Here is a 12,747-nt window from a genome sequence, read left to right as displayed (position 1 = left end):
CCTCCTCTCGAAATTAGCGTTTAGTTTTTTTGTCATCCGCAGCGTGACCGCGGTACGTTCTTGTTGGTGCAAATTCACCTAATTTGTGTCCGACCATATCTTCTTGCACGTATACTGGTACGTGTTTACGTCCATCATATACTGCAATAGTGTATCCAACAAAGCTTGGAAAAATTGTTGAACGGCGTGACCAAGTTTTAACAACGTGTTTTTTGTCTCCTTCAGCCAAAGCATTCATTTTTTTCATTAAATGCTCATCGACGAAAGGTCCTTTTTTCAAACTACGTCCCATGGTTGAACCTCCTTCTATCCTTTTGGGTTAGCCGGCTTCTAGCCAGCTAACTTGATTTTTATTTAGTCTTACGACGACGTACGATAAATTTATCTGATTTAGCTTTCTTGTTACGAGTTTTGTAACCAAGAGCTGGTTGACCCCATGGACTTACTGGAGCTTTACGTCCGATTGGAGCTTTACCTTCACCACCACCGTGTGGGTGATCGTTCGGGTTCATTACAGATCCACGAACTGTAGGACGTTTGCCCATCCAACGTGAACGACCTGCTTTACCAATATTGATTAATTCGTGTTGTTCGTTACCAACAGAACCGATTGTTGCACGGCAAGTTGCTAAGATCATACGAACTTCACCAGAGTTTAAGCGAACTAATACGTATTTGCCTTCTTTACCAAGTACTTGAGCACTTGTTCCAGCTGAACGAACTAATTGTCCACCTTTACCAGGTTTCATTTCAATATTGTGGATAACAGTACCTACTGGAATGTTTTCCAATGGTAATGCGTTTCCGATTTTGATATCTGCCTCTTTACCAGAGAAGATACGTTGTCCTACTTCAATTCCTTTTGGTGCAATGATATAAGTTTTAATACCATCAGTGTAGTGAATTAGGGCAATATTTGCTGAACGGTTTGGATCATATTCAACAGTTTTTACGATACCTGCGATATCGTCTTTGTTACGTTTGAAGTCAATCACACGGTATTGGCGTTTATGACCACCACCATGGTGACGAACAGTAATTCTACCATTGTTGTTACGGCCAGCTGTTTTTTTAGTTGATTCTAACAAAGTCTTTTCAGGCGTTGTTGAAGTGATTTCAGCGAAATCTGAACCAGTCATATTACGGCGACCATTTGTGGTAGGTTTATACTTTCTAATTCCCAAGTGTTTTCCCTCCCGATATTTATTTCTAAGCTTTTAATTAAGCTTCAAATAATTGAATTTCTTTAGATTCTGCTGTTAAAGTTACAATCGCTTTACGACGTTTTTTAGTGTATCCAGCGTATTTACCCATACGTTTTAATTTTCCACGTACGTTCATGATATTTACGTTTTTCACTTTAACGCCGAAAATTTCTTCAACGGCTTGTTTTACTTGTGTTTTATTTGCGCGTACGTCCACTTCGAAAGTGTACTTTTTATCATCTGTAATCAACATAGTTGCTTCAGTGATAATTGGGCGCTTAATGACATCGCGTGCATCCATTATTGAAGAGCCTCCTCTACCTTAGTAAGAGCAGTTTGTGTTAAAATCATTTTTACGTTAGAAACAACATCAAGAACGTTAATACCGTCATTTGTTACAACTGTAACGCCTGGAAGATTACGTGCTGATAATGTTGCAAAGTCGTTATCAGATTCAACAACTACTAATACTTTTTGATCAACGTTAAGATTTTTTAACACTTGTGCAAATTCTTTTGTTTTTGGTGCGTCGAAGTTCAATGTTTCAACAACTAATAAGTTGTTTTCTGCTACTTTAGTAGAAAGAACTGATTTAATTGCTAAACGGCGAACTTTTTTAGGAAGTTTGTAGCTGTAAGAACGTGGAGTTGGTCCGAAGACTACGCCACCGCCACGCCATTGTGGAGATCTGATTGACCCTTGACGAGCACGACCAGTTCCTTTTTGACGCCATGGTTTACGTCCACCACCGCGAACAGCACTACGGTTTTTAACCGAATGATTTCCTTGTCTTAATGAAGCACGTTGCATAACGATTGCATCAAACACAACGTTTTCGTTTGGTTCGATACCGAAAATTGCGTCGTTTAAAGTAACTTCGCCGTTTTGAGTACCATCTTGTTTAAATAATGCTACATTTGCCATTCCTTAATTCCTCCTCTCTTTTCTATTATTTTGCTGCTGATTTAAGAGCAGTTCTGATTTGGATTAATGATTTTTTAGCTCCAGGAACGTTACCTTTAATTAAGATTACGTTTTTCTCTACGTCAACACGGACGATTTCAAGGTTTTGAATCGTAATACGATCTCCACCCATACGGCCTGGTAATAATTTACGTTTAAATACTCTATTAGGAGCAACTGGACCCATTGAACCAGGACGACGATGGTAACGAGAACCGTGGGCCATTGGGCCGCGGCTTTGTCCGTGACGTTTGATAACGCCTTGGAAACCTTTACCTTTAGAAGTCCCTGTGACATCAACGATGTCTCCCGCTTCAAATACATCAACTTTAATTTCTTGTCCTACTTCGTATTCTCCTAGCGTTACATCGTTAAATTCACGAATGAAGCGCTTAGGAGTAGCATTTGCTTTTGCTACATGACCTTTCGCAGGTTTGTTAGACAAAACTTCACGTTTATCTTGGTAACCTAGTTGTACTGCTTCGTAGCCATCATTTTCCATTGTTTTAAGTTGTAAAACAACGTTTGGAGTAGCTTCGATTACAGTTACTGGGATTAATTCACCATTTTCAGTAAAGACTTGTGTCATTCCTACTTTTTTTCCTAAGATTCCTTTGGTCATGAGTACACCTCCATTTAATTTTATTTTTTAGTTTAGGTAATGCTGGGTATTACAGTTTGATTTCGATGTCTACGCCACTTGGTAAATCAAGTTTCATTAATGCATCAACAGTTTTTGGTGTTGGATTAACGATATCAATTAAACGTTTGTGAGTACGCATTTCGAATTGCTCACGTGAATCTTTGTATTTGTGCGTCGCACGAATAACAGTGTAGAGTGTTCTTTCAGTTGGCAATGGAATTGGACCAGACACGCTAGCTCCAGTTCTTTTTGCTGTTTCTACAATTTTATCCGCTGATTGATCTAAAATACGGTGTTCATAAGCTTTCAAACGAATACGAATCTTTTGTTTTGCCATTTTTATGTTCCCTCCTCGCCTATTTTTGAGAAATTAGACATAGCTCCATGAAAATTTCTGTCACAACCGTCCGTGACAAAGCGTCCGGGTGTGTCACAACCTCTCATTTCTTCGCCGGGAGTTTTCTTTCAAAAACCCCAGTGCAAATTCGTCTCCAAATTCAGCACCTTTTTTATTATACAAGTACTACAAGGCAATTACAAGCTTTTTTTATTGATTTATCAACATTTCTTTTTGAAAAGGATTTCATAATCAAAATAATTTTATTTAATGAATCTGTCGACTCTTTCTCAAGTATTTTTTCACTTGATTTTATATTATATAGAAGAAACAATTCCTTTATGCAAAAAAAGTATGCCGTCGCACTTCGACAACACACTTTTTAACTGACCTAAATTTTAATTATCCACCCTTCAGGCGCTTCTACATCTCCAAATTGAATCCCACACAATTCATCATATAACCTGCGAGTTACAGGACCAACTTCCGTCTCACTATAAAACACATGAAAATCATCTTTATATTGAATCCCTGCAATTGGTGAAATCACTGCTGCAGTACCACACGCTCCAGCTTCAACAAACTCACCTAGCTTATTAATAGCCACATCACCTTCAACAGCTTTCAAACCTAATCGATGCTCAGCTAAATAAAGCAATGAGTACTTAGTGATGCTAGGTAAAATCGATGGAGATAATGGCGTAACAAATTGATTGTCTTTTGTAATCCCAAAAAAGTTTGCTGCTCCTACTTCCTCAATCTTAGTATGCGTTTGTGGGTCTAAATAAATACAGTCACTAAATTTGCGCTGATGCGCTTCTTCCCCTGGCAATAAACTAGCCGCATAGTTTCCGCCAACTTTCGCAGCTCCCGTACCATTTCCGGCTGCACGATCATATTCAGAAACAATAAAATTAGTTGGTGCTAATCCACCTTTGAAATAGTTCCCAACTGGCATACAAAAAACAGAAAACAAATATTCCGGCGCTGGATTTACACCAATATTATCTCCCACTCCAACAATATAAGGGCGAATATACAACGTAGCACCTGTTCCATATGGTGGAATAAAATGTTCATTGGCTTTCACAACATCTAAACATGCTTGAATAAATACATCAGTTGGTATCTCTGGCATCAACAGACGGCGACAACTATTTTGCAGACGTTTTGCATTCTCGTCTGGACGGAACAAATTAATACTTCCATCTTTGCATCGATATGCTTTCAATCCCTCAAACGCTGTTTGACCATAATGCAGTGCAGTTGATCCTTCACTGATATGAACTTGATTATCCTTTGTTAATTCACCGTCATCCCACTTGCCATCTTTCCAATATGAAAGATAACGATAATCCGTTTTAATATAACTAAAACCTAATTCACTCCACTTAATATCAACTTTTCCCATAAAATCCCCACTTTCTCTAAATGTTATTACCTAGTTTAGCATATTAATGAAAAAAAGATTAGATTTTAATGAAAAATATGTATATTTTATTTATTTAATATTTTTCCAAATAAAAAACCACATTCAAAAGAATGTGGTTTTTTTCGTATGAACACGCATTATTTGCCTTCAATAATGTCTAGGGTCGTTCTATTTTTGATTCATTAAGTTTAATTTAAAATTAAGCTTGGATTTTAGCTACAACACCGGCTCCAACTGTACGTCCACCCTCACGGATAGAGAAGTTAGTACCGTCTTCGATAGCGATTGGGTTGATAAGAGTAACTTCGATAGTTACGTTATCGCCAGGCATTACCATTTCGATTCCTTCAGGAAGGTCACAAACACCAGTTACATCAGTTGTACGGAAGTAGAACTGTGGACGGTAGTTAGTGAAGAATGGAGTGTGACGTCCACCCTCTTCTTTTGATAATACATAAATTTCAGCTGTAAATTTAGTATGTGGTGTAATTGTACCTGGTTTAGATAATACTTGACCACGTTCGATATCTTCACGAGCTACCCCACGTAATAAAGCACCAATGTTGTCTCCTGCTTCAGCGTAATCTAAAAGTTTACGGAACATTTCAACACCAGTTACAGTTGTTTTAGTTGTTGCTTCATGAATACCAACAACTTCAACTTCGTCTCCAACGCGAACTTGTCCACGTTCAACACGACCAGTTGCAACAGTTCCACGACCAGTGATTGAGAATACATCCTCAATTGGCATCATGAAAGGTTTGTCAGTTTCACGAACTGGAGTTGGGATATATTCGTCAACTGCAGCCATTAATTCGTTAATTTTTTCTTCGTATTCAGGAACGCCTTCAAGAGCTTTAAGAGCAGAACCCATAACTACTGGAGTGTCATCGCCTGGGAAATCGTATTCTGTTAATAAGTCACGAACTTCCATTTCAACTAATTCTAGTAATTCTTCATCATCAACCATATCAATTTTGTTTAAGAAAACAACGATATATGGAACACCAACTTGGCGAGATAATAGAATGTGTTCACGAGTTTGTGGCATTGGACCATCAGCAGCAGATACTACTAAGATAGCTCCATCCATTTGTGCAGCACCAGTGATCATGTTTTTAACATAATCCGCGTGTCCTGGGCAATCTACGTGAGCGTAGTGACGAGTTTCAGTTTCGTACTCAACGTGAGCTGTAGAAATTGTAATTCCACGTTCGCGTTCTTCTGGAGCACCATCGATTTGATCATAAGCAGAAGCTTTAGCAAATCCTTTTTTAGATAATACAGTCGTAATTGCAGCTGTTAAAGTAGTTTTACCATGGTCAACGTGTCCAATAGTACCAACGTTAACATGGGGTTTTGAGCGATCATAAGTTTCTTTTGCCATTTTAATATTTCCTCCTCATATTTGAGTTATAGATTTTTATTTTATTTATAAAATAGGATCGAAATCACTATTCATAAAAAATTATAATGCTTGTTCTTCAGAAAATCAACTGTTACCAATAGAAGTTAAGTTAACCTTAATTTCCACCGTTTTTCTTGATGATTTCTTCTTGAATTGATTTTGGTAAATCTTCATAGTGGTCAAATACCATCATGAAGGTACCACGTCCTTGTGTTGATGAACGTAATGTTGTAGCATAACCAAACATGTTAGCAAGTGGAACAATCGCATTAACGATTTGTGAGTTCCCGTGAGCTTCCATACCTTCAACACGTCCACGACGAGAAGTAACATGTCCCATAATATCACCTAGGTAATCTTCTGGAACTGTAATAATCACTTTCATCATTGGTTCAAGGATTACAGGGTTAGCTTTTTTAGCAGCTGCTTTTAAGGCCATTGAAGCGGCAACTTTAAAGGCAGTTTCATTTGAATCGACATCATGGTAAGAACCATCATAAAGTTTCGCTTTAATATCAACTAAAGGATATCCAGCAAGAACCCCATTGTCTAATGCGCCTTCCAAACCAGCTTTAACAGCAGGAATGTATTCACGAGGAACAACCCCTCCGACAATCGCATTTTCAAATTCAAATCCTGCTCCTTCTTCATTCGGTGTAAATTCAATCCATACGTGACCGTATTGACCTTTACCACCCGATTGACGAACGAACTTACCTTCTGCTTGTGTAGATCCACGGAAAGTTTCACGATAAGATACTTGAGGAGCACCTACGCTAGCTTCAACGTTGAATTCACGACGCATACGGTCTACTAATACATCTAAATGCAATTCACCCATACCTGAGATAACCGTTTCACCAGTTTCTGCATTTGTTTCAACGCGGAATGATGGATCTTCTTCTGCAAGTTTTTGTAAAGCAACACCCATTTTATCTTGGTCAGCTTTTGATTTAGGCTCAACAGCGACTTGGATAACTGGTTCAGGGAATTCAATAGATTCAAGAATTACTGGTGAATCTAATGCACATAAAGTATCACCCGTTGTTGTATCTTTAAGACCAACAGCAGCAGCAATATCTCCTGAAAATACTTTATCAATTTCTTTACGAGTATTTGCATGCATTTGTAGAATACGACCTACACGCTCTTTTTTATTCTTAGAAGCATTCAATACGTATGAACCACTTTCAAGAACACCAGAATATACACGGAAGAAAGTTAAACGACCAACAAAAGGATCTGTCATTACTTTAAACGCTAAAGAAGCAAAAGGTGCTGCATCATCTGCAGGACGAGTAGTTTCTTCTTCTGTTTTAACGTCAGTTCCTTTAATTGCTTCAACATCAAGTGGTGATGGTAGGTAATCAAGAACTGCATCAAGCATTAATTGAACACCTTTATTTTTAAAGGCTGAACCTGCCAATACTGGGAAGAAATCAACACTAATTGTTGCTTGGCGGATACCCGCTTTTAATTCTGCCTCAGTAATTTCTTCGCCATCAAGATATTTCATCATTAAATCTTCATCAGTTTCAACAACTGCTTCGATTAGGTTTTTACGCCATTTAGTAGCTTCTTCTAAATAATCTTCAGGGATATCAGTTTCTTGGATATCAGTTCCTAAATCATTTGTATAGATTTCAGCTTTCATTTTAACTAAATCGATAATACCAGTGAAATCATCTTCCGCTCCAATTGGTAATTGAATTGGATGTGCATTCGCTTGTAAACGATCGTGTAATGAATTTACTGAATATAAGAAATCAGCACCAAGTTTGTCCATCTTGTTACAGAAAACAATACGTGGAACTCTATAGTCAGTTGCTTGACGCCAAACTGTTTCAGTTTGAGGCTCTACTCCTGATTGTGAGTCAAGAACGGTTACAGCACCATCTAATACACGCAAAGAACGTTGAACTTCAATTGTGAAATCCACGTGTCCTGGGGTATCAATGATATTTACACGATAATTTTTCCATTCTGCAGTTGTTGCAGCAGATGTAATTGTAATACCGCGTTCTTGTTCTTGTTCCATCCAGTCCATTTGTGATGCACCTTCATGCGTTTCACCAATTTTATGGATTTTACCAGTATAGTATAAGATACGCTCTGTTGTTGTAGTTTTACCTGCATCAACGTGAGCCATAATACCAATATTACGAGTTTTTTCTAGAGAAAATTCTCTATTTGCCATAATTATTATTAACTCCTCTCTATATTTAATAAGAAGGAAGACTCGATAATTTTATAAAAAGTTCTGTTAAAGGTCTACTACTTACTAGCAGAGACCTTTTAGCAGAGAAATTTTTACCAACGGTAGTGAGCAAACGCTTTGTTCGCTTCTGCCATTTTATGAGTATCTTCACGTTTTTTAACTGCTGAACCAGTATTGTTAGCAGCATCCATAATTTCTTTAGCAAGACGTTGTTCCATAGTATCTTCTCCGCGTAAACGAGAGTAGTTTACTAACCAACGTAAACCTAAAGTAGTACGACGCTCAGCACGAACTTCAACTGGGACTTGGTAGTTAGAACCCCCAACACGACGAGCTTTAACTTCAAGAACAGGCATGATATTTTTCATAGCTTGTTCAAATACTTCCATAGGATCATTGCCAGATTGTTCTTTAATAACATCAAAAGCGCTATATAAAATAGTAGCAGCTTTCCCACGTTTACCATCAACCATCAAACGGTTAATTAAACGAGTTACTAATTTTGAATTATACATTGGATCAGGTAACACATCACGTTTAGTAATAGGACCTTTACGAGGCATCCAAATTCCTCCTTTCAAATAGTATATTTTTTAAATTACATATTTTTTAAAGTAAAGCTTAAGCTTTAGGTTTTTTAGCTCCGTATTTAGAACGGCTTTGTTTACGATCTGTAACACCAGCAGTATCTAAAGCACCACGAACTACGTGATAACGAACCCCTGGTAAATCTTTAACACGTCCACCACGAATAAGAACAACACTATGTTCTTGTAAGTTGTGTCCGATACCTGGGATATAAGCTGTAACTTCAAGTAAGTTAGACAAACGTACACGAGCATATTTACGTAACGCTGAGTTAGGTTTTTTAGGAGTCATTGTTCCCACACGAGTACACACACCACGTTTTTGAGGTGAGCTGTTATTTGTTGAAGATTTCTTGAAGCTATTGTAACCTTTGTTTAAAGCTGGAGAACCAGACTTATCCATTTTAGCTTTACGAGGTTTACGAACTAATTGATTAATAGTAGGCATTGATTTATTTCCTCCTTCCTTGATATCATTCTAAGTCCACACATCCAGGCGGTTCATAATTAGCAAAAAAATATATGCTGCCTAAGCAACCCTGATTTGAGTGTATTTTTAATGATGACCCTTGTACCAGTCAGAACGACTGATAGACAGGAATCTGTGTACAAAAGCACCTTCAGAATCATACCATGCTTTTTCTGGTTTTGTCAACAGTTTTACAGAAACTTTATTTAAAATCAACTTATACTTTGAATTCTTTTTAAAAATATAAATAAAATTTTTACTAAAAAAATAAATTAGCTCTTTTTTGCATATAGTCTAGTAACGAGTAAAAAGGAGTGAAGATTTATGCATACATTTATTAATCATACTATTATTTGGTATTTTGGTTGTTGCACTGGCTCATTTTTAATGATTATTGGGACACGTATTCCTTTGAAAGAGTCTATCATAACGCCGAGATCACATTGTTCTAGCTGTAAAAAACAACTTTATCTGTGGCAACTACTACCTGTTTTTTCTTACTTCCTTTCTCAAGGACGCTGTATTTTCTGCTCTACTAAATTCTCTCCTTTGTATCCATTAATGGAAATTTTTACCGGTTTTGGCTATTTAATTAGCTACCTTTGTTTTCGACATCAGAATCTTTCATTTAGTATCGCCTTACTTTTAATTACATTTGCAACTATTTTTATTGTAAGTGATTGCTTTTATTATATTTTGCCTAATTCTTTAATGCTTTTATTTTTCTTGGTCAGTTTTTTTATGCGCCTTGGTGAGTTTCAAACTGCTTTTATGGGTGGTACTACTTTGGCCTTTTTATTATTTTTTATTGCACTATTAGTTCCAGAAGGAATGGGAGGTGGCGATATTAAATTAGCCGGTATTATTGGATGGCTCTTAGGATTTCAACTTGGATTACTAGCTTTAATGGCAGCTTGTTTATTGGCATTTTCTTATTTTTTTCTTTTATTTATCTGGAAAAAAGATACAAAAACTACTTCAATCCCATTTGCTCCTTTTATTTTCTTTGGTACAATTTGTGTTTATTTTTTTAATTTTTGGTTGATTTAGGCAATGACCATAAAAAAATACTCTTACCTAAGCTTCACAATCGTAAGCAGGTAAGAGCCTTTCTTTATCTTGGTTTTACATCAGCTGGAATTGCTGACTTAAATTTTTGACCATTAAGGACACTAGCATGCTCTGCTTGTGCTTGTGCTAATAATTCAGGATTAGTTAAAATATCATATGCGGTCATAGCAATTGCTTTACCAGCTGATAATAATCCTTTATGAGCAACTGATGATTTACCGTTCGCAACCCATTGCCAAGAATGTGGCGGTGTTCCTTGTGGCTCACAACCAATGACTACTTGCGCAGTCGGTACTATCCAGCTAACATCTCCAACATCCGTTGATCCTATTGTGCGATCCGAAAATGTTAGTGGGAACAACTTAGTATTAAGTGGCATTGTTGCCACTTCTTTAACTTCTTCTTCTGTCAATTCAGGAAATGCAGATTTAGCACGTTGATATAACGCTGCTTTAGTTGCATCTGGAACTGTATCAAAATATTTTTGTTCGTAGGCAACTTCTTCTTCTGTTAATTCCATTGGTGTAATTTCTTTTAAATTTTCGTACATTGCTGTCGTTAAAGCTTGATTTGGAATGTAGTTGGCACATGCAGAATCAAAAACAATTTCTAACTCTGTTTCTGTCATTAAAGCAGCACCTTCAGCAATTTTATTTACACGCTTATAAACTGCTTCAGCTTGTTCCAGTTTTGGTGCACGGATAAAGTAGTATAGACTAGACGTTGGTTGAACAACGTTAGCAGATTCACCACCAACATCCATAAACGCGTAGTGAACACGAGCTTCATCAATAATATGTTCTCTTAAGAATTGAACACCTACGTTCATTAATTCTGCTGCATCTAGAGCGCTGCGCCCATGTTCTGGAGCTGCAGCTGCATGAGCTGCAATCCCTTTAAAGTTGTAATAAATTTGATAAACAGCTAAGCTACTATCTCCCCATGCTGCGGTTTGATCCATTGGGTGCCATGCTAAAGCTACATCAATTCCATCAAAAATACCGTCTCTTGCCATGAAAGCTTTTCCATAGCCACTTTCTTCTGCTGGACAACCAAATAATTTAATCGTTCCTTGAATATCATTTTGTTTGATTAATTCTTTAATTCCTACAGCTCCAGTTAGCGCACCTGTTCCTAACAAATTATGACCACAACCATGACCATTTCCGCCAGCTTCAATTGGTTGCTGTTCAGCTAAATCAGCTACTTGACTTAAATTGCCCAGTGCATCATACTCAGCTAAAATCCCAATGACTGGTTTTCCAGAACCATATGTCGCAACAAATGAATGTTCCATATTTGCTACACCTTTTTCAAGTTCAAAACCTTCTGCTTCTAGTATACGGTGATACTCTTTAACGGATTCCTTTGTAGCAAAACGAGTTTCGGGAGTTCCCCAGATTCTATCTGCTGCCTCAATAAAGATTTCTCTTTTTCCTTCGATAATTGAATTAAGTTGTTTTTTAGCATCCATTGTTAACATTTCCTCCTAAAATTTATTTGTTCAATCCTATAACACAAATTTAATTGTTCTATTTATCTTTTTTGACCAAATAATTTGAAAGCAATTTCTTTTCCAGTTGCCGTTCCTGCCAATCCACCAATTCCTGTTTCTCGAATATCTGAAGGCATATTTCGTCCAACTTGATACATCGCTTCAATTACTTCATCAGCTGGAATAATACTTTCAATACTAGCTAAAGCCATCTCAGCGGAAGCAATCGCATTGGCTGTTCCTGATGCATTACGAGTAATACATGGAATTTCTACCAAACCTGCTACTGGATCACAAGCTAAACCAATCATATTTTTTAAGGCCAATGAAAATGCATGACCTGATTGTTCTGGTGTTCCACCAGCCAGCTCAACTAATGCAGCAGCTGCCATACCACTTGCTGAACCAATCTCAGCTTGGCAACCACCTTCTGCTCCTGAAATAAAGGCATTATTTGCTACCACGAATCCAAAGGCTGCTGAAGTAAATAGAAATTCAAGCATTTCTTCACGACTTGGATTTAACTTTTCACTCATTGCTAGCAAAACACCTGGCACAACTCCTGCTGACCCTGCCGTTGGTGTTGCACAAATCAATCCCATAGCTGCATTGACTTCATTTGTTGCAACTGCATAACATAAAGCTTTGACAAATGTTTGGTCCGTTAATGGTGATTGATTTTTAAGATAATCATTTAATTTAACTGCATCAAATCCTGTTAAACCAGAATGTGATTTTACACCAAGAATTCCCTTAGCTACTGCTGCTTCCATTGTCTGAAGGTTTAATTCCATCTGCTCCATTATGTCTGCATAACTTCTACCAGAAATTTCTAGTTCTTGATCAATCATTACTTCTGATATTTTTTTATTTTGTTGATTTGCTTGTTGTATTAATTCTTCTACAGATAGAAACAAAC

The 12,747-nt window shown here is 37.3% G+C and carries 14 protein-coding genes; 1 reads left to right on the top strand and 13 read right to left on the bottom strand.

Annotated features, from left to right (window positions below; translation table 11 throughout):
• Window positions 1-13: 13 nt before the first annotated feature.
• The 11 genes from rpsS to rpsL form a co-directional block, all read right to left on the bottom strand.
• Window positions 14-292 (bottom strand): 30S ribosomal protein S19, encoded by a 279-nt coding sequence (gene rpsS, locus BR43_RS12435; protein WP_034562439.1) that lies wholly within the window; start codon window positions 290-292, stop codon window positions 14-16.
• Between the two features lie 58 nt (window positions 293-350).
• Window positions 351-1,184, bottom strand: a complete 834-nt coding sequence (rplB, locus tag BR43_RS12430) for a 50S ribosomal protein L2 (RefSeq protein ID WP_034562437.1) — start codon at window positions 1,182-1,184, stop codon at window positions 351-353.
• A 37-nt stretch (window positions 1,185-1,221) separates the two neighbouring features.
• Window positions 1,222-1,506, bottom strand: a complete 285-nt coding sequence (rplW, locus tag BR43_RS12425; protein WP_034562435.1) for a 50S ribosomal protein L23 — start codon at window positions 1,504-1,506, stop codon at window positions 1,222-1,224.
• Window positions 1,506-2,129: a 50S ribosomal protein L4 gene (gene rplD / locus BR43_RS12420; RefSeq protein ID WP_034562433.1), complete on the bottom strand. Its 624-nt coding sequence runs from the start codon at window positions 2,127-2,129 to the stop codon at window positions 1,506-1,508. Before rplD ends, rplW begins: the two co-directional genes overlap by 1 nt.
• Before the next feature lie 25 nt (window positions 2,130-2,154).
• Window positions 2,155-2,790: a 50S ribosomal protein L3 gene (rplC, locus tag BR43_RS12415; RefSeq protein WP_034562431.1), complete on the bottom strand. Its 636-nt coding sequence runs from the start codon at window positions 2,788-2,790 to the stop codon at window positions 2,155-2,157.
• Between the two features lie 49 nt (window positions 2,791-2,839).
• Window positions 2,840-3,148, bottom strand: a complete 309-nt coding sequence (rpsJ, locus tag BR43_RS12410; protein ID WP_010052046.1) for a 30S ribosomal protein S10 — start codon at window positions 3,146-3,148, stop codon at window positions 2,840-2,842.
• A gap of 391 nt (window positions 3,149-3,539) precedes the next feature.
• Window positions 3,540-4,559, bottom strand: coding sequence for a branched-chain amino acid aminotransferase (locus tag BR43_RS12405; protein WP_034562429.1), 1,020 nt, complete (start codon window positions 4,557-4,559; stop codon window positions 3,540-3,542).
• Window positions 4,560-4,779: 220 nt separating this feature from the next.
• A complete protein-coding gene (gene tuf / locus BR43_RS12400) occupies window positions 4,780-5,967 on the bottom strand; it encodes an elongation factor Tu (protein WP_034562427.1) in 1,188 nt (395 codons plus the stop codon).
• Window positions 5,968-6,103: 136 nt separating this feature from the next.
• Complete coding sequence (gene fusA / locus BR43_RS12395; protein ID WP_034562425.1) at window positions 6,104-8,185, bottom strand: elongation factor G; 2,082 nt, start codon at window positions 8,183-8,185, stop codon at window positions 6,104-6,106.
• 113 nt (window positions 8,186-8,298) lie between these two features.
• The gene (gene rpsG / locus BR43_RS12390) at window positions 8,299-8,769 is read right to left on the bottom strand and encodes a 30S ribosomal protein S7 (RefSeq protein WP_034562424.1); all 471 of its coding nucleotides are present in this window, start codon (window positions 8,767-8,769) and stop codon (window positions 8,299-8,301) included.
• 58 nt (window positions 8,770-8,827) lie between these two features.
• Window positions 8,828-9,241, bottom strand: coding sequence for a 30S ribosomal protein S12 (rpsL, locus tag BR43_RS12385; protein ID WP_034562422.1), 414 nt, complete (start codon window positions 9,239-9,241; stop codon window positions 8,828-8,830).
• Between the two features lie 345 nt (window positions 9,242-9,586).
• Here rpsL and BR43_RS12380 point away from each other — a divergent pair, with 345 nt between their 5' ends.
• A complete protein-coding gene (locus BR43_RS12380; protein ID WP_034562420.1) occupies window positions 9,587-10,312 on the top strand; it encodes a prepilin peptidase in 726 nt (241 codons plus the stop codon).
• 64 nt (window positions 10,313-10,376) lie between these two features.
• Here the strand turns inward: BR43_RS12380 and BR43_RS12375 are convergent, their stop codons facing one another.
• Entirely contained in the window at window positions 10,377-11,807 is a 1,431-nt protein-coding gene (locus tag BR43_RS12375) for an amidohydrolase (protein ID WP_034562418.1), read from the bottom strand.
• Between the two features lie 62 nt (window positions 11,808-11,869).
• Entirely contained in the window at window positions 11,870-12,745 is an 876-nt protein-coding gene (gene sdaAA, locus BR43_RS12370; RefSeq protein ID WP_034562415.1) for an L-serine ammonia-lyase, iron-sulfur-dependent, subunit alpha, read from the bottom strand.
• Window positions 12,746-12,747: the final 2 nt, after the last annotated feature.

Origin of the sequence: Carnobacterium gallinarum DSM 4847 (assembly GCF_000744375.1) — a bacterium.
Taxonomy (GTDB): domain Bacteria; phylum Bacillota; class Bacilli; order Lactobacillales; family Carnobacteriaceae; genus Carnobacterium; species Carnobacterium gallinarum.
Note: the sequence above shows the minus strand (reverse complement) of the source record. Positions and strands in the feature narration are given on the sequence as shown.